This window comes from Parafrankia sp. Ea1.12 (assembly GCF_900465275.1).
Classification (GTDB): Bacteria; Actinomycetota; Actinomycetes; order Frankiales; family Frankiaceae; genus Parafrankia; species Parafrankia soli.
Genome location: NZ_UBIZ01000283.1, coordinates 11705 through 30188, shown reverse-complemented (window position 1 = coordinate 30188; position 18484 = coordinate 11705). Strand labels below are relative to the sequence as shown.

Sequence of the window (18484 nt, the reverse complement as noted above, 5' to 3'; positions counted from 1 at the left end):
CAGGCTGTCAAACACGGGCTAAAACGCATGCAGTACCGACCCGAACTCCTCGTCGGGTTCCTCACCGAAACCGGACTGACTTGGGAACAGCTCTGATCAACAGAACTTCACACATTAATCATCAGTATCAACAGGTAACACGATGCCGGAGGAATACAGCCGAGCACCAATGCTGAAGATGTCATTCGTGAGACAGATGATCGGTCCGGGATATTATCCGGCAGGAATTGACCGGGTGGCTCCCGGCGGGTGTTCGTGATGCCGCCCTTGACGGCGGGACATCAGCGCCTCAGGTCTGTTGCACAGCTGCGGCAGGGCCCGGCGCCCGGGCGGAGCCAGGTCGTCCAGCCGCTCGCCGAAGGCCTGACCAACCACCAGATCGCGGCGAGGCTCGTGTCTGGGCGGCGCTCAGCATCCGGCTACCGATGTACCGCGTCGAGGACGGGTCCGGGCCCCGCGTGCCTGGGCCGTGGGCCGAGGCACGCGGCCCGCGGCCCGCGGAGCCGGGATGATCCGGGTGGGCCTGATGTCCGAGGGGGGACCGGACCCGTACGCCTATCCCCCACAGACCGACGAGCTGGCCGTCTGAATGGCGAGCTCGAGCCCGCCGTCAGGAGCCACCTGACCGGCCAGCACCACCAACGCCACCCAGACCACCAGCATCAGCGGTAGGACGAGGCGGTAAGCCGCCGCGCGGGCTCTGGCGAGTTGATGTGCGACAAGGGCGTCAAGGTCCGCCGGGTTCGTCACCGCCAGATCCTCCGCCACCACCACCCATACCCGACCCGGCGGCATGAGAAGAACACCTACACCGCGCACCCGGCCCCGCCGGCTCCCCAGCGTCCGCACACAGACACCGTCACACCCAGCCGCACGCCCGCTGCAACGACACGGTCGCGCACCTGCTCGCCGCACGGCTTTGATCTCTTCCAAAGCAGGGCCGGAACAACGACAAACCCCTGGAGAAGCTGGTGGACCACGAACCCCACCACCGCCCCGGCCTCCGCCGGGAGAGCCAGCGCCCCGGCAAGGAACCAGCCCACCACGGCCGCAGGCAGCGGCGCGAACTGGATTAGAAACCCGGCCAGCTGGGCCGAGACCGGCGGACCAGGAGGCACCCGCGGCTGCTCCCACGGGCGGACAGGCCGTGACCGCGCTGCCCGCGGTACGGGTACGGGCAGGTCAAGCTCGCCATCGGGTACGGCCATTCAGAAGTCTCCTCTCCACAGCCCGTATGGACGCCGGGGCCATCAGATCAGACACCTCATCGACGACATCAACCAGCCCCCCGCAAGATCACCCCCCGCCGGTCGGGTGGAAGGGGGATCACGGTCTCGCCACCAGCCAGATCCAGCTCTCGATATCCCACGCCGATTCATAGTGTTGTCTAGTCGTTGCTGTCGGTCCCGGCATGGTGCAATCAGGCTGTGCGCTGTTCGCCGGCCGGGGCGACGTGCACGCCGGTCCACCGCTCGTCGGTACGCCAGGAACGCGGCTCGCGATTCGGCACTGTTGCCGCCTCGCCCACGAGCAGACCGAGCTCGCCGGGCACACGTTCAGCGCGGGCGACGGCGTCGCTCTGCTCTTCGGCTCGGCCAACCGGGACCCGGAGGCGTTCCCCGACGCCGAGCGGTTCGATATCACCCGGTACGTGGGCCAGCAACCCGCGAAGCGTCATCTCACCTTCAGTCTGGGAATCCACTACTGCCTCGGCGCGCCGCTTGCCCGCCTGGAGATGGAGGCCGTGCTGCAGGAACTCATCCGGAGGGAAACAACGATGACGCTACTCACGGACGACCTCGCCTACCGCAAGAACCTCGTCCTGCGTGGCATCGAACGCTTTCCGGTCCGGTTCCAGTAAATCCCTGGCTGTGGGCGTGACGGAATTCCAACGACCGGTCCGCTCGGTCGTGCTCGCCGCGTTGAGCGCGGACAGCGTGCCGGACGTGCCGGACGTGCCGGTGGCGCCGGTCGGGACCGGTGGCTGCCGTCACGGTCAGCGCGACGAGGCCTACCAGCCCCGCGCTCCCGTGGCAGGCCCGCCGGCCGAAACGCCGGCCGCGCCGTCACCGATCTGAGATCGGCCTCACCCCGTGGGCTCCGGTCGCTGTCCGCGCATAAAAGAAGTGCGGCGGAGTACGACGGCGGCCTGGTACGGAGCCTGTTCGACGAGAACCGATTGAATGATTGAAAGTTGTCGCCCCAAGAGGCGGCGGCTGACTTTTTGCGTGCGCACACGTGTCGGACACGATTTCGTATGTCGTGCTGTGAGAACGTCCGGTCGCCGCGGGGTGCGCCGGCGCCTGCGGCGACGTCGCGCGGGGAGGAGACGGTCAGTGACTACGGTGGACGGCATCGACACATCCGAGGGAGGCACCGCTGCGATCATCGCCGCGGTGACGGCGACGCGGCTTGCGGACCCCTACCTTCGGTATCGGGAGATCCGTGAAGTCGGCGCCTTCATCCCCGGTGAGATCGCCGACCGCACGGTCACTCTGGTGACCCGCCTCGCCGAGGCCTCCGCCGTACTCACGCATCCCGCGGTTGGGCACGGGTACACCGACGGCATCAACTATCGCACGGGAATGGACGACGGCCTCGGTTCACTGCTACGGGCGGACCCGCCCGATCACACCCGGCTGCGGCGCCTTGTGGGTAAGGCGTTCACCCCGGCGGTCATCGAGGCCCTGGCTCCGCAGGTGACATCCCTCGCGAACGTGCTGCTCGACGAGGCGATCGAGCGGGGCGAGATCGATGCGGTCGCGGCGTTCGCGCGTCCGCTGCCGTTGCGGTTGATAAGCCGGCTGCTGGGCGTGCCGGCCGCGGACGAGGAGGAGTTCGGGGGGTGGGCGGACGCGCTGACCCTCGGACTGGACCCTTACTATCTGCTGACCGATGAGAAGAAGGCGGCCTGTAACCGGGCGGCCGTGGAATTCGACGCCTACTTTCTCGACCTGATCGCCCGTCGCCGCGAGGAACCGCGCGATGACCTTCTCAGCCGGCTCGTCGCCATCCATGACCGCGGTGACGTACTCGCCGAACGGGAACTGCTCGAACTGTGCACCCTGTTGCTGGTGGCCGGCTACGAGACGACAGCGAATCTCATCAGCGGCGGGATTCTCGCGCTCACGCGGAACCCCGGGCAGCTCGCGGCGCTGCGTACGGATCCAGCCCTCGTCGGACCCGCGGTCGAGGAGATGCTTCGGTTCGACCCGCCGGTGCAGTTCATCGCCCGCACCGTCCTCGCGGACGCCGAGATCGGCGGACGTCCGTTCACGCGCGGTGACGGTGCGATCATGATGATCGGGGCTGCCAACCGGGATCCGGAGGCGTTCGACGAGCCCGACCGGTTCCTCGTGGCTCGCTACACCAGGTCCGACCGGACGCGGCGCCATCTCGGGCTCGGTGTCGGAATCCACTACTGTCTCGGCGCGCCCCTCGCCCGCCTCGAAGCGGAGATCGCCTTTCGGGCGCTGATCAGCCGCACCAGCTCGTTCGCGCTGGCCGAGGACACTGTCGCCTACCGGGAGCAGGTCGTCGTCCGTGGTCTGAAGAGGCTCCCGTTGCACCTCTCGGCCTGAGCCGCCGACGTGATCGGGGGCGTGGCCCGGCTAGTCGCTGGTTGGTCAGGTTGGGGAAGGCGGACGTACGGTTGGTGGTGTCTGGCTGGGGCTGTTCCGGTGGGAGGTGCCCGATGGCTACTCCTCGCAAGCCGACCGCGCCGACGGCGGAGGCGATCGACCGGTTCTGCGGCGACTTCGATGACCTGTTCTGTCGTGTGGCCGAGCGCACCGCGCTGCGGCAGTATCTGATCGGCCTGCTGCTGCCCCGGGAACGGAACAAGACGCTGACGGAGCTTGCCGCTCTGGTCCCCGGCGCGGACCGGCAGCGGTTGCACCACTTCCTGCACGACGCGCCCTGGGATCCCGACGCCCTGGGCGCGCGGCGGGTGGACCTGTGGCGTCGGCACCCGGAGTTGGGGCCGCATGGCAACGGGGTGCTCATCATCGACGAGACCGGGGACCGCAAGCGCGGCCATGGCATCGTGCTGGCCGCCCAGCAGTACATCGGCAAGCTCGGCCGCACCGCCAACGGCGTTGTGGCCGTCACCAGTCACTGGGCTGACGGCAGCCGCCACGTGCCGCTGGGGGTGCGGCCCTACCGGCCCGCCTCCCGCCTACCCGCCGGCAAGGCCGACCCGGCGTTCGCCACCAAACCGGAGCTGGCCTGGGACCTGATCGAGGAAGCCCGCGGCGCCGGAGTGCCTTTCCGGGCGGTGGTCGCCGACTGCGTCCACGGCGAGAACCCCAAGCTCGAGGGGCGCCTGCAGGCGGCCAGAATCCGCTACGTACTGGCCCTGCGCCCCCGCCACGGCACCTGGCAGGTCGTCGCCGATCCCACCCACCCGCCGGCGTTCACCCCCACCGAGGCCGCCACCCGCCTGCCACGGGCGAACTGGCGGCGCCTGGTGCTGACCGACAGCCACCACCGACCGCTGGTGCGCCACGTCGCCGAACTGGAACTAGGGCCCCTGCTACGGACCCACCCACGGCACCCGCCTGATCGCCGCCACCGCCGACCCGAGGGTCCTCACCGCCGACTCGACCTGGTTCATGGCCACCAACCTCTCGACCGCCGAGGCGGACGCGGGCGAGGTCTACCGGATCTACCGGCTACGGGACTGGATCGAGCACTACTACAAGCCGGCCAAGCACGAGCTGGGCTGGGCGGACTTCCAGGTCCGTTCCGAACAGGCCATCGTGCGCCACTGGCAGCTGGTCATGCTGGCGTTCACCTTCAGCCTGCTGAGCGCGCCACCCTCCGACCACGCCCAGGAAACACCCCGCGAGGACCGCGGGGCGGCGAGGGAAAAATCCACGGCGCCGCATCGTCTGGCAGGACACACCGCGACAGGTCCGCGGCTGGCTGAGCCCCTGGGCGCGTCTGCAGCCGTACTGGCACCGCTGGTCCACCGCCCCACCCCCACCGGAACTGACAGCCCTGCTTGACCACGTGGGCCACTCCCACCCACTGGTCGCCCCAACCTGACCAACCAGCGACTAGGGATGCGGCGCCCCGACGACCCGCGATCCCCGTTCGCCTCCGACCCGACCGTGACGGGTACATCCGTATTGCGTAGTCACGGTGTCGGTCAAGTGCGCTCCACCCCGTCGATTCGGGCCTGATCGCGGATCCGCCGGGTCGAACGGTGGTATCGCCGCCGAGGCGGGACGCCTGAGGTCGACTCGGTCCGCGCGCGAGGCGCGGGTCTCCCGCGATTTCTTGATCAATACGACCGAATGCATTGACTCACCTGACCCTTCGCCGCATTCTGAACAAATGTTCAGAACAGATGTTCAGGACGTGCCGACAGTAACCGAGTCATTCGACGTGGCGGTGATCGGTGGTGGTCCGGCCGGCATGGCGACGGCGCTTCGGCTGCAGACCGCCGGCCTGTCGACGGTGGTACTCGAGGCGCACGGCCATGCCGGCGGCTGCGCGGGCTACTTCCGAAAGCGCGGATTCTCCTTCGACGTGGGCGCCACCACGCTCGTCGACTTCGCGCCGGGCGGCGTCGGCTTCGAGTTGCTGCAGAGCGTCGGAATGAACCCGTTGGACGCCTGCGAGCTACCGGGTTACGTGGCCCACCTGCCCGATCGCGAGGTCGTGCTGCACCGCGATCCGGCGCTGTGGCACGCCGAGCGTCGGCGCATGCTCGGCGACACCGGCCGGCATCGGCGACTGTGGTCCCTGCTCGACCGGTTGGCGCAGACGTTCTGGCGGGCGAGCCGGTCAGGGGTGCGCCTCCCGGTACGCCGGCCGGCGGACGCGCTGCACGACCTGCGGGCGCTCGGTCCGGCCGGCGTCCCACTCGCCCGCTATCTGAACTGGACGCTCGGGGACGCACTGCGCCGCTACGGGTTGCGCGACGACCCGGCTCTCGTCGGACTACTGGCGATGCTCGTCGAGGACACAGTGCACGCGACCGTCGACGATGCGCCGCTGATCAACGCGGCGCTCGGCGTGACGATCCGGGGCGCCGGCCTGAGCCGACACGCCGGGGGGATGCACGGCTTCTGGCGGGCGCTCGTCACGCACTACCGGGGGTTGGGAGGCCGGCTGCGCACCGGGTGTGCGGTCTCGCGGATTGACGGCGAGCCGGGCGCCTACCGGGTGTCGACTCGCCGAGGCGCGATCGGTGCCCGCCGGATCGTGGCCGCGGTACCCGCCGCCACCACTGCCGCGATCTGCGCCGGGCTCCCGGTGGCCGACCGGCTGCGGGCATATCTGGAACGCGACGCGCAGGCGCTCGGTGGCGCGTGCGTCGTATTCCTCGGAGTACCCGAGGACGAGGTGCGTGGGCAGAATTTCACGCACCATCAGTTCCTGCAGTCGTACGATCGCCCGCTGGGCGAGGGAAACAACATGTTCGTTTCCGTCTCCGAACCCGGGGACACCCTCAGCGCGCCGCCGGGGCACCGCGCCGTCATGATCTCCACCCACACCGAGCTGTCCGAATGGGTGGGACTCGACGACATCGAATACGAGCAGCGCAAGAAATGGATCGGCGAGCTGCTCGTCGGGTGTGCCCGCCGCGCCTACCCGTCGTTGGGAGAGCGAGCGGTGTTCGCGGCGACGGGCACGCCGCGCAGCTACGAACGGTTCGGCTTCCGCCCGGCCGGCGCCGTCGGGGGCGTCCGTCAGCACCTTCGCAACACCAATCAGCACGCCGTTCCGCACGACCTCGGCGGCCCCGGGCTCTGGTTGGTCGGAGACTCGACCTGGCCGGGTCTGGGCACGGTGGCCTGCGTGCTGGGCAGTCGCATCGTCGCGGAGGGAATGCTGCGCGAGGGGGGATTCAACCGATGACCTCCCTGGACCCGCCCCATCCGCCCGGCCCGCTCAGCCCGTCCCGTCCTCCCGGTCCGCCCGATCCTCCCGGTCAGCCCGGTCCGCCCGCACTGGCCGACCTGGGTGCCGATCTGCTCGTCACCACCCGCCGGCAGCGGTGGATCGCGCTCGCCCGCCCGTTCGTCGGCGTGCTGTGTTTCGCGGCGGCGGCGTGGGCAGGCTGGTGGTGGCTCACACCGGTGATCGTCTTCGGAATTTTCGTCGCGGTCGTCACGGTCACCCACGACGTGGTGCACGGCACGCTCGGCCTGTCCGGACCGGCCACCGATCGAGCACTGTTCGCCATGGGGCTCGTCCTCCTTGAGAGCGGGCACGCCTACCGCGCCACGCACACCCGCCACCACCAGCTCTTCCCGCACCCCGATGATCCGGAGGGACATCCCGCCGAGCTGTCGCTGCTCGGCGCCGTGGGCTACGGCCCGGTGTTCCTGCCACGGCTGTGGTGGTGGTCCTACCTGCGGGGACACGACCGCGGCTGGCTGCTCGCCGAGGCCGCCGCGCCCGTGGTGGCGCTCGCGGGGGGCACCCTGGTGTGGCCGTACACCTCGGCCGTGTTGGTATATGCGTTGATGGCGATCGTCGGGAGCTGGGTGTACCCGCTTCTGACGGTGTACCTGCCGCACCACGACTACGGCGACACACCCCTGACACAGACCCGGACCCTGCGCGGGAGGATCATCCCCGCTGTGTTCCTCGAGCTCACCTACCACCTCGAACACCATCTGTACCCACAGGTGCCCAGCCACCATCTCGCGGCGCTCGCCCGTCGACTCGACGGCTACCTCGCCGCTAACGGCGTTCGGCCGATACGCGTTGTCTGACACCCGCGGCCGGATCCTCGACGCCACCCTGGCCTGCCTCGTGCGGCACGGTTATGCCGGCACCACCGCACGGGCGATCGCTCAGGCCGGCGGATTCGCCCCCGGCGTTCTCTACTACCACTTCGCCGATCTGGACGACGTCCTGGTCGCAGCCCTTACCCACACCTGTGAGGCGCGCACCCAGCGGTACCGGGACGAGCTGTCCGGTGTGGACCGGGCCGGGCGCGCGGTGGAGATACTTCGCCGGCTCTACCTCGAAGACACCGAGGTCGGGCACATCTCCGCCGTCCAGGAGCTGTATGCCGGGGCGCGGCCGGGGTCGCGGCTGGCCACCCAGCTGACGCTGGAGACTCGGCGTTGGGAGGTGCTGGCCGCCGAGGTGCTCACCACGCTGCTGAGCGGCAAGCCGTTCGCCAACCTGGTGCGCATGCCCGTACTCGCCAATGCGGCCGTCGCGTTCTACCTCGGCGCGGAGACGCTCGCCCACCTCGACGAGGACTCCTCGAAAGTGATGGAGTTCTTCGACCAAGCCGCGAAGCTCGCCGTGTACTTCGACAGAATTCCACGGCTGCGACGAAGCACCCCTGGATAAACCCCGGGATGGGTCCGGTCGTGTCGGACGATCGGGTCGAGCGGCCTGGTCACCTGCTCGACGCTGGCCGCTCCGATCGGCTGGGTCGCCGGGCAACTCATCGGCGCCGGGCCCCTCGCCCTGTCAAAGCAGGTGCAGTCGTGAGGTCGGACCCGCCTGGCGTGGGGCGGCTTCAGTCGTCGCGCCCGGCGCCGCCGTCGCAGGTCGAACTGGCCAAGACGTGTCCGGCGAAATCGGGGCGACGGGTGGTGTTCGGGTCCGGAAGAATCGCGAGGTGCTCCTTGCCGTGTCGACGACCCACCGTCCCGCCACCGATCTGGGGTTCCTGCTCCACAAGCATCCGGACAAGGCGCAGCGGTTCGATACCGCCGCCGGCAGCGCGCACGTCTTCTACCCGGAGGCGACCGAAGAGCGTTGCACCGCGGCGCTGTTGCTGGAGATCGACCCCGTCGGGCTGGTCCGTAACAGGCAGGCAGGTACCGCGGGCAGGCGCGGCGGTGAGGGCGGGGCGGATGCGGCCCAGTACGTCGACGACCGGACGTACGCGGCATCCAGTCTGCTCGCGGTCGCGATGGCGGCGGTGTTCTCGACGGCGATGGCGGGACGATGCAAGGCCCGGCCGGAGCTGGCCGCGACCGCGCTGCCACTGGAGATCAGGCTGCCGTCGCTGCCCTGCCGGGCCGGCGGCGCCGATCTCGCCAGGCGGCTGTTCGAACCGCTGGGGTGGCAGGTCGCGGCTGTCCCGCTCCCGCTGGACCCGCGGTTCCCGGAGTGGGGCGACGCACCGCACCACGACGTCACCCTCACCGGGACTCTCCGGCTCGCCGACGCGCTCACCCAAATTTACATCCTGCTGCCGGTCCTCGACGACGCGAAGCACTACTACGTCGGACGGGACGAGATCGACAAACTCCTTCGCGAGGGGGCCAGCTGGCTGCCGGGGCATCCGGAGCGGCAACTGATCGCCAGGCGCTATCTCGCGCACCGCCGGGCCCTGGCCACCACGGCGCTCACCCAGCTCGCGGCCGTCGACGACCTCGCGGCCGACAGCCTCGGCACCGGCTTCGAGCCCGGCCTGGTCGCGACCGAGGCAGAAGTGGCCGAGACAGAGGTGGCTGAGGCAGAAGTGGCCGAGGCGGAAGTGGCCGAGGCAGAAGTGGCCGAGGCAGAAGTGGCCGAGGCGGAAGTGGCCGAGGTCGCCGAGGTGGCCGAGGCGGGCGAGGCGGGCGCCGAGGGCACGAGCGGCGAAGTCGGCGAGACGCGGCCGCCGGCGTTGGCGGAGTTGCGGCGGCGGGCGATCCTCGCGTCGCTGCGCGCCTCGGAAGCGCACCGTGTCGCCGACGTCGGGTGCGGCGACGGCAAGCTGGTCGCGAGACTGCTCGCCGAGCCGACCTGCACCGAGGTCATCGCGGTCGACGTCTCCCACCGCGCACTGGAACTCGCCGCGCGGCGGCTGCGGATCGAGCGGATGCCCGACCAGGTCCGCGCCCGGCTACGCCTGATCGTCTCGTCGCTGACCTACCGGGACAGCCGCCTCACCGGCCTGGACGCGATCGTGCTCTCCGAGGTCGTCGAGCACGTCGACCCGCCCCGGCTGCCCGCGCTCGCCGAGGTGGTGCTGGGCCACGCGCAGCCCCGCCTGGTGATCGTCACTACGCCGAACATCGAGTACAACGTCCGGTACGAGGGCCTGCCGTCCGGTGCGCTGCGGCACCGCGACCACCGTTTCGAGTGGACGCGGGACGAGTTCGCCACCTGGGTCGGCGGCCTCGTCGCCCGGTACCCCTACACGGCCAGGCTCGGTGGAGTCGGCGTCGACGATCCGGAGGTCGGTCAGCCCACGCAACTGGCGATACTCGAACGGTTGCCGGCGGGAGAACACCGCGCGGTCGGAGAGCACCGGACGGTCGGAGAGCACCCAGCAGGGACGGGGGAAGGCCGATGAGCACACCGACAGGCGGCCGTCCTCTGCCGGGGGGCGACTTTCCGCAGGCGCCGCTGACCATTCCCGAGATCTGCCTTGTCGTCCTCGTCGGCGTCACCGGGTCCGGGAAGTCGACCTTCGCCAGGGCGCATTTCCGTCCGACGCAGGTGCTGTCGTCCGACGCCTGCCGGGGGCTCATCGCGGACGACGAGAACGACCAGGCCGCGACCCCCGACGCGTTCGACGTCCTGCACTACATCGTCGGTAAGCGGCTCGCCGCCGGGCGGCTCACGGTCGTCGACGCGACGAACGTCCAGCGCGCGTCCCGCGCGTCCCTGATCGAGCTGGCCAGGTCGCACGACGTGCTGCCGGTCGCGATCGTCCTCGACGTGCCGGAGTCGGTCTGCCTGGCGCGCAACGCGACGCGACCCGACCGTGCCTTCGGCCCGCATGTCGTCCGCCGGCAGCAGGCCGAGCTGCGGCGCTCGCTGCGCGGCCTGGCCCGCGAGGGGTTCCGGCGGGTCCACGTCCTGCGCTCGGAGGCGGAGATCGCCGCCGCGACGATCGAGTACACCCGGCTGCTGACCGACCGGCGCGACGTCGCCGGGCCGTTCGACGTGATCGGCGACGTCCACGGCTGCCGCGCCGAACTCGAGCAGCTCCTGACCAGGCTCGGCTACGCCCTGCGCCACGACGACGCGGGACGGGCGGTAGGCGCGAGCCACCCGGACGGTCGGCGCGCGGTCTTCGTCGGTGACCTGGTGGACCGCGGCCCGGACACGCCCGGCGTCCTGCGACTGGCGATGGGGATGGTCTCCGCGGGCGAGGCGTTCGCCGTCCCGGGCAATCACGAGAACAAGCTCGTCCGGGCGATGCGCGGAAGGAAGGTGACCATCGGCCACGGCCTCGCGGAATCGCTCAGGCAGCTCGCAGAGGAAAGCGACGACTTCCGCGCCGAGGTCGACCGGTTCTGCGACGGGCTGGTCTCACACCTGGTGTTCGACGAGGGCCGCCTGGTCGTCGCGCACGCCGGGCTGAAGGAGGCGTACCACGGGCGGGCGTCGGGCCGGGTGCGGTCGTTCGCGCTCTACGGCGACACCACCGGTGAGACCGACGAGTACGGACTACCGGTCCGCTACCCCTGGGCACGGGACTACCGGGGCAGGGCGATGGTGGCCTACGGTCACACGCCCGTCCCCGAGCCCGAGTGGGTGAACAACACGATCTGCCTCGACACCGGCTGCGTCTTCGGTGGACGGCTGACCGCACTGCGGTATCCCGAGCGGGAACTGGTCTCCGTGCCGGCGGCGCAGGTCTACTTCGAGCCGATCCGCCCGACCGGCGGGAACGGGACGGGCCCCACGGACCCGGCGCCGGCCGAGTCGCCGCTCTCGGCCGGGTCGCCTCCCACAACCGGACCGCTGGTGTCAGCCGAGGCACTGCCGTCAGCCGAGGCGCTGCTCTCGTCATTCCCGCTGCTGTCACCGTCAGAGCCGGCGCGGTCGGCGGGCACAGTCTCGACGGGCACGGGCACGGCGGGCGCGGGCCTGGAGATCCTGGACGTGACCGACGTACTCGGCCGGCGGATCGTCGAGACGAGGCACGGGGGCAGGGTGCAGGTGCGGGAGGAGAACGCCCTCGCCGCCCTGGAGGTGATGAGCCGCTTCGCCCTCGACCCGCGCTGGCTCGTCCACCTGCCGCCGACGATGAGCCCGCCACCCACCTCGAAGCTCCCCGGCCTGCTCGAACATCCGGCGGACGCCTTCGAGGCCTACCGGGCGGACGGCGTCGAGGACCTGCTGTGCGAGCAGAAGCACATGGGCTCCCGGGCAGTCGCCGTCGTCTGCCGGGACGAGGCAGTCGCGGCGGCCCGGTTCGGCGCCACCGACGGCACCACCGGCGCGGTGTTCACCCGGACCGGCCGGCCGTTCTTCGACCGCGATCGCACCGAAGCACTGCTCGCCCGGCTGCGGGCCGCGATGACCGCCAGCGGACTCTGGGCAGAGACCGGAGCCGGCTGGGCGGTGTTCGACGCGGAGATCATGCCGTGGAGCGCGAAGGCCCAGGACCTCATCCGCCGGCAGTACGCCGCCGCCGGGGCAGCCGCCCGTGCCGCGTTGCCAGTCGCCGTCGACGCGCTCACCCAGGCGTCGGCTCGCGGGATCGACGTCGGTGACCTGCTGGACCGCACCCGCGGACGGGCCGCGAACGCCGACGCGTTCACCGCCGCCTACCAGCGCTACTGCTGGCCGGTGGACGGCCTCGACGGAGTCCGGTTCGCACCGTTCATGCTGCTGGCGACGGGACCGGCACCGCAGGACGCCGCGAGCGGCCCCGGTTGGGGCGGTTCGTGGCCGGCCGGCACGACCCATGTGGGACGGGACCATCTCTGGCACCTCGGCGTCGCCGACCGACTGGCGGCCGCCGATCCGGACCTCATCGTCACCACGGAACGGATCCAGGTGGACGCGGGCGACCCGGCCTCGGTCGCTGCCGGGGTCGAGTGGTGGGAGGCACTGACCGCCGCCGGCGGCGAGGGAATGGTCGTCAAACCGCTGGCCGGGCTGGTCCGGGGGAAACGCGGCCTGGCCCAGGCCGGCGTGAAGGTGCGTGGCCGGGAGTATCTCCGCATCATCTACGGCCCCGACTACACCGAGCCCGCGAACCTGGAGCGGCTGCGTTCCCGCGGTCTGGGACGCAAGCGCTCGCTGGCGTTCCGGGAGTACGCCCTCGGGCTGGAAGCGCTGGAACGCGCAGCGGCCGGCGAACCCCTCTGGCGGGTCCACGAGTGCGTCTTCGCGGTGCTCGCGCTGGAGTCGGAGCCCGTCGACCCCCGGCTGTAGACGACCCCGCCGTCGCCGCGTACCCCTCGCAGCGCCTTCTTGGCCCGGGTGATCCGAGCCGCCATCGTGGGCGTCGGCACCAGGAAGGCCCGGGCGATCTGCTCGGTGCTCAGCCCGCCGACCAGCTTCAGGTCAGTGCCCCCGGGCATCCCGGGCCAGCATCGAATCCGGCGCTGACCAGCTGCTGGCGGACCGCATGTGGAGGCACGTCAACCGTCGTGATGGTTCGATTCGTCCGGCGCCTCGGCAGACAGGGCGAGCACGTCGACGTTGTACTCGGCCGATAGCCGCACGATGAGGTCGGCGTCGTGCCCCGGCGGCCAGAGCGCGAGGTAGAGCCCTTCGGCCCCACCCGGCGTGAACAGCATGAGCACGTCGGCCGGCCCGTCCGGGGCGAGGCACCGGTGCGGCTGGTCGCGGGGGACGAAGACGAGGTCTCCGGTGGCGGCGGTGAGGCGGCGTGAAGCGGTGTCGACCCGCATCCGGCCGTCGAGGACGACGAACGACCGATCCTCACCATGGTGTACGAGGTACGGCGCTTCGTCGCCGGGCAGCAGCTGGATCCGGAGCAGCCCGTAGGAGCCGCCGGTCGTCGCCGCGGTGGCGAGCGGGACGGGCGCCGGTCTGCCCGGGAGGACCGTCCGCGGTCCGCCCCGGGCGGTGCCGGAAGTGGTGTGGAACGGGCCCACCCGTTCAGCTCCCGCCTCGTCGCGGCCGGTTGTTGTCGCTCCACGGCAGGGCGGTGGCCGCCAGCGCGAGGCCGGCGATGACGGTAGCCGGGATGATCCAGTAGCCTTCCGTCACGGGCAGGCCCGGCCCGAGGAGAAGGGTCACGCCGGCGATGACGAGACCCGCGGCCACCGGTCTGGACAGCCCGCCGACCCGCCACCCGACGATCCCGAGCAGCGGAACTCCGATGATGAACGCGAAAGCGAGCGGTAGGGCGACGAGCGTCATGTCGGATTCGATCTCGTGCATGGTGTGGTGGTCGATGTTCGGTGCGACGAACATCTCGATGTAGGCGTTCGCGGGCATCGTCACGAACCCGACCCAGACCAGCGCGTAGGCGGCCCGGGCCAGCCGGCCAGGCCCGAGGCGGCCCGCCAGAAGCGGCAGCCCCGCGGCGACCAGCACACCGCCTATGCCGAAGAGCAGGTGTGCAGCGGACCAGGTGGCCGCCTGCTCGGCCGCCTCGTTGTGCTCGAGCGGGTGCAGCAGGTTCCCCAGCGCGAACAGGACGCCGCCGGCACCGAGCAGGACCCGGCGCAGCGTGGCGTCATCCGACCACGCCGGCACGGCGGCCTCCGGGTGCCGCGCCGAGCGCGGCACCCGCGGCGCGCCAGCGAGAGGTTGTGATTCCAGTGTGGACATGGCTTCTCCTTCATGACTGGGGCGGCCGCGTGCCGCACCCTTCGCCAGGGCCGACTGTTGCCGACTACGCTGGCCGTTCGGCGGTGAACGGCCTGCGTGCGCCTTGCGTCCGGCTGGCGCCTGGCCGGCGGCGGCGAATCGGGAGGGTCGATCGGAGCGGTGAGCGGCTCCTCCCCCGTGCGGTTCGGTGTTCTCGGACCGACCATCGCCACCGCCGGCGACGGCTCCCCGCTGGAGCTCGGCCCGCGGCGGCGCCGGGAACTGATCACCCTCCTGTTGCTACGGCCCGGCGTCACCGTCACCGCGGACGCGCTGGCCGACGAGCTGTGGCAGGGGGAACCACCGCCCGCCGCGCGGTCCACGCTGCAGGCACACCTGTCCGCGCTGCGCCGGGTCCTGGAGCCGAAGGTCAGCCCGCCGTACCGGCTGCTCGTCACCCGGGGCTCCGGCTACGCCCTCGCGATCTCCCCCACCGATCTCGACACCGGGCACCTCGACGAGTTGCGGGCGCTGGCCAGGGGAGCGCTCGACGGTGGGGATCCGGGCGGCGCCCGCGCTCATCTGGAGCGTGCTCTCGCCCTCTGGCGGGGTGAGCCGTACGCCGACCTGGAGGGCCACGCGGCAGCCGAGGCGGCGCGGGTGAAGCTGGCGGAGGACCAGATGGCCGTCCGGGCGGACCTTCTCGCCGTCCGGCTCGACCTGGGCGAACACGATGCGGTGATTGGTGAGCTGCGCGTCCTGACGGGCCAGCACCCGTTGCGGGAGCGGCTACACGCCCAGCTCGCCACCGCCCTGTACCGCAGCGGCCGGCAGGCCGACGCGCTCACCGTGCTTCGTCAGGCACGGCAGACCCTCGCGAGCGATCTGGGTCTCGAGCCGGGGGCCGAGCTCCGGGAGCTGGAGACCGCGATCCTGCGGCAGGATGCCGGGCTGATCCGCCCCGGCATCCCCCGCCCTGGCATCCCCCGCACCGCATACCCCTGGGTCGGCTCGCCGGGCGCCGCTTCCGGCACGAGGCCGGCAGCCGCGACCGCCCCCGCGGCCGCCGGCGGCCGGCTGCCGTTGCTTGGCCGAGACCGGGAACTCTCCGCCCTCGAACAGGCGTGGGAGCGGACCGCCACCGAGCGGGCGACCGGCGTGGCCCTGCTGTCCGGCGAGGCTGGCATCGGCAAGACCAGGCTGCTGGAGGAACTCGCCCGGCGGGTACCGGCGCAGGTCCGTTGGGGCCGCTGCACGCAGGTCTCCGGCGCCCCTGTCTACTGGCCATGGCGGCAGCTGCTGCGTGGCCTCCCGGCGGAAGTGGTGGGCGCGTTCGGTGCGAGCCGGGACGGTGACGGTCCGGTCCGTTTCGAGGTCGCGCTGGCGATCGGCCGCCATCTGGCCGATCTCGCCTCCGCCGGTCCGGTGCTGGCGCTGCTCGAGGACCTCCACTGGGCCGACCCGGCCTCGATCGCGATGCTGGAGATCCTCGCCAGTGAACTGACGGACGTCCCTGTGCTGCTGGTCTGCAGCTTCCGCCCGGAGCGCGGCGGGAAGGCCGTCCCAGGCGATCACGCCGACGACGGCGATCTCGGCGCCGCCGTCCCAGCAGGTGGGCGCGGCCAGTCGCCGCAGGACGGCGAGCCCCTCCGCCGGCTACTCGGCGTGCTCGCCCGTCACCCCGCCCTGACCAGGGTGGAGCTGGCCGGGCTCCCGCCGACGGACGTCGGCCGGCTCTTCGGCGCCGTGAGCGGGATGGCGCCCACCCCCGAACAGGCGGAGGCGGTCCGCCACCGCACCGCCGGCAATCCCTTCTTCGTCGTCGAGCTCGCCCGACTGGCGGCGACCACCTCTGTCGACCAGGCCGCGGCGGCCGGCACGCTGCCGACCGGGGTGCGGGACACCGTGCTCGCGAGGTTGGCCGCGATGCCCGCCGCAATGACGACCCTCCTCGCGGCGGCCGCCGTGGTCGGCCGCGAGGCGGCGTTGCCGGTGGTGACAGCCGCCGCCGGCATGACCCAGGCCGCCGCGCTCGACGCGGTGGACATCGCCGTCGCCGCCGGGCTGGCCGACGTGCCCGCCCCTGGCCGACTGCGGTTCGCCCACGACATCGTCCGGGAGGCCGTGCTGGTCGGTATGGGAACGGCCGAGCGTGCCCGCCTGGCCGGCCTCGTCGCCGACGCCCTGGTGGCCCACCAGGGAGCGTCGGTGCCAGCCGCAGTGCTCGCGCACCACCTCCGCGCCGCCGCGGCCGGACATACCGACCTGCGCGCCGCACAGGCGCAGGCGACCGCGGCGCGGGCCGCGCTCGCGCAGTTCGCGTTCGAGGACGCGGCGACGCTCGCCGGCCATGGTCTCGACCTCGTCCCCGGGGACCATCCTGACCTGCTGGTCGACCTGATGGTGATCCGCGGCGAGGCGCTGCGTCGGTCCGCCGACTTCGCGGAGGCACAGCAGGTGCTCACCGAGGCCGCCCGGATCGCCACGGCGAACGGCGACACCGTCCGCGCGGGACTCGCGACCCTGACCCGCGCCGGCGACGTGGTCGGCGGCTACAGCTCCCTGTTCTACGTTCCCGTGCCGGGCCTGATCGCCGATCTGGATGCCGCGGCGGCCGCGCTGCCCGCGACCGAACAGGACCTCCGCTTCCGGCTGCTCGCCGCGGCGGCCGTCCGCGCGTGCTACGGGGAGCCGGAAGCGGCGAGCCGTCTCATCCTGCGGGCAGCCGAAGTGCTCGCCGGTCAGCGCGCGGCCCGACCCGGGACGACCGATGAACCCGCCGGTCTGCTGATCGCCCGGGCGCTCGCGGCCTGGACACCGCAGCACGCCGGCCTTCGGCTGGCGATTGCCGACACGCTGCTGGCGACGGCCGACGGCCCGCCCGGCGGCGAGTTGGTGGCCCGGCACCTGCGTCGGGCTGTCCTTTGGGAGTTGGGCCGGGTCGAAGCCGCGGAGGGCGAGTCAGCCGCCTTCAGCCGGCGGCTGCGCCAGGTGCGTGACCCTGACTTCGACCTTCTGGACCGCTGCTGGCAGGCGATGCATCACCTTTACGCCGGACGGTACGACCAGGCCGCCGAGGTCGCGGCCGTACTGGGCGGGTCACTACCGGGCGTGACGCCCGGGGCGATCAACGCGCTCACCCAGTCCGCCACCACAATTCACGGCATCACCGCCTGGGACCGCGGCACCATGGGCGACTTCCTCCCGCAGGTGTACGACATGGAGGAACAGATGATCGCCGAGTGGGCGCTGATCCGCTCCCTCGCGCTCACGGAGACCGGACGCCCGGAGGCTGCGGCACGTGAGGTCCGCCGCCTCGTCCGGCCGGACCTGGCCGACGTCGCTCCGGGTGCCATGGAACCGGTCTACGTCGTGATTCTCGCCGAGATCGTGACACAGGTCGTCGACGCGGTCCCGGACATGGCCGACTGGGCGACCGGCCTCGCGGACCGCATCGCGGGGTACGGCGAGACGTTGGTGACCTTTGTTCTCGGCCTGACCTGCATGGGCCCCGCCGCCCTGTACCGGGGCGGGCTCGCCCTGGCACTGGGCCGGGTGGACGAAGCCATTGCCGCCCTGCGGTCGTCGCTGGCGCTTGCCGAAAAGACCGGCGGGGTGCCGTTCGTCATCCGTTCCCGGCGGCGGCTCGCCCAGGCGCTACGCCGCGCCGGGCATGATGACGAAGCCCGACAGTTCGACCTGGCCGCCGCGCGCGACGCTCAGACCATCGGCATGCGGCTGCCGTATTCCGGCACCTGACGACACCTGACCACACGAAGGAGCCGACGATCGACTCTGCCGAGGTCGAGGCGGCCCGGCCAACCGCCGTACGCGCCGACGACCAGGGCGACACCGTCGAATGAGCGGCAGACGGAGGGCCTCCCCCTCCCTGCACGTTCTTGGCGCTGACCCGGCGGCTCCCGGTGGCGACCGCGGGTGTCCTCCGAAGTCGCCGCCGCCCGCCCGGCCCCCGCACCAGCACCTCGGCCAGGCGGAGGCGGTTCGCACGGCCGCAACATGGTCGACCCTGCGCACCAGCATC

General features: G+C 71.6%; 13 protein-coding genes and 1 pseudogene. 10 read left to right on the top strand and 4 right to left on the bottom strand.

All coding sequences use genetic code 11. The annotated features are described in order from the left end of the window. Positions 1-555: 555 nt before the first annotated feature. The gene (locus tag FMEAI12_RS13545) at positions 556-750 is read right to left on the bottom strand and encodes a hypothetical protein (protein WP_146776696.1); all 195 of its coding nucleotides are present in this window, start codon (positions 748-750) and stop codon (positions 556-558) included. A gap of 661 nt (positions 751-1411) precedes the next feature. On the opposite strand from FMEAI12_RS13545, the gene FMEAI12_RS13535 reads away from it, so the two are divergent. The 9 genes from FMEAI12_RS13535 (at position 1412) to FMEAI12_RS13490 (ending at position 13092) form a co-directional block, all read left to right on the top strand. Next, entirely contained in the window at positions 1412-1861 is a 450-nt protein-coding gene (locus FMEAI12_RS13535; RefSeq protein WP_235013966.1) for a cytochrome P450, read from the top strand. A gap of 16 nt (positions 1862-1877) precedes the next feature. Then, positions 1878-2078: a hypothetical protein gene (locus FMEAI12_RS13530; RefSeq protein ID WP_146776695.1), complete on the top strand. Its 201-nt coding sequence runs from the start codon at positions 1878-1880 to the stop codon at positions 2076-2078. Between the two features lie 258 nt (positions 2079-2336). Beyond that, a complete protein-coding gene (locus tag FMEAI12_RS13525; protein WP_112106291.1) occupies positions 2337-3581 on the top strand; it encodes a cytochrome P450 in 1245 nt (414 codons plus the stop codon). Between the two features lie 113 nt (positions 3582-3694). Next, complete coding sequence (locus tag FMEAI12_RS36195) at positions 3695-4930, top strand: transposase (protein WP_146776694.1); 1236 nt, start codon at positions 3695-3697, stop codon at positions 4928-4930. A gap of 410 nt (positions 4931-5340) precedes the next feature. Beyond that, the gene (locus FMEAI12_RS13510) at positions 5341-6870 is read left to right on the top strand and encodes an NAD(P)/FAD-dependent oxidoreductase (RefSeq protein WP_112106289.1); all 1530 of its coding nucleotides are present in this window, start codon (positions 5341-5343) and stop codon (positions 6868-6870) included. Continuing rightward, positions 6867-7733 (top strand): fatty acid desaturase, encoded by an 867-nt coding sequence (locus FMEAI12_RS13505; RefSeq protein ID WP_235013964.1) that lies wholly within the window; start codon positions 6867-6869, stop codon positions 7731-7733. Before FMEAI12_RS13510 ends, FMEAI12_RS13505 begins: the two co-directional genes overlap by 4 nt. Next, entirely contained in the window at positions 7726-8325 is a 600-nt protein-coding gene (locus FMEAI12_RS13500; RefSeq protein WP_112106288.1) for a TetR/AcrR family transcriptional regulator, read from the top strand. Before FMEAI12_RS13505 ends, FMEAI12_RS13500 begins: the two co-directional genes overlap by 8 nt. Before the next feature lie 274 nt (positions 8326-8599). Further along, entirely contained in the window at positions 8600-10270 is a 1671-nt protein-coding gene (locus tag FMEAI12_RS13495; protein ID WP_112106296.1) for a 3' terminal RNA ribose 2'-O-methyltransferase Hen1, read from the top strand. Next, on the top strand, positions 10267-13092 hold the full coding sequence (locus tag FMEAI12_RS13490; RefSeq protein ID WP_112106287.1) for a polynucleotide kinase-phosphatase: 2826 nt from the start codon (positions 10267-10269) through the stop codon (positions 13090-13092). Before FMEAI12_RS13495 ends, FMEAI12_RS13490 begins: the two co-directional genes overlap by 4 nt. An 11-nt stretch (positions 13093-13103) precedes the next feature. Here the strand turns inward: FMEAI12_RS13490 and FMEAI12_RS39475 are convergent. The 3 genes and pseudogenes from FMEAI12_RS39475 to FMEAI12_RS13480 all read right to left on the bottom strand — a co-directional run. Next, positions 13104-13223: pseudogene (locus FMEAI12_RS39475) on the bottom strand (sigma factor-like helix-turn-helix DNA-binding protein); the annotation flags it as partial. Between the two features lie 78 nt (positions 13224-13301). After that, positions 13302-13781 carry a cupin domain-containing protein gene (locus FMEAI12_RS13485; RefSeq protein WP_112106286.1) on the bottom strand — a complete coding sequence of 160 codons (480 nt, stop codon included), beginning with the start codon at positions 13779-13781 and terminating at the stop codon, positions 13302-13304. 4 nt (positions 13782-13785) lie between these two features. Beyond that, positions 13786-14463, bottom strand: coding sequence for a hypothetical protein (locus tag FMEAI12_RS13480; protein WP_112106285.1), 678 nt, complete (start codon positions 14461-14463; stop codon positions 13786-13788). A 159-nt stretch (positions 14464-14622) separates the two neighbouring features. Here FMEAI12_RS13480 and FMEAI12_RS13475 point away from each other — a divergent pair, with 159 nt between their 5' ends. Continuing rightward, complete coding sequence (locus tag FMEAI12_RS13475; RefSeq protein WP_160144271.1) at positions 14623-18201, top strand: AfsR/SARP family transcriptional regulator; 3579 nt, start codon at positions 14623-14625, stop codon at positions 18199-18201. The last annotated feature ends 283 nt before the right edge of the window (positions 18202-18484 follow it).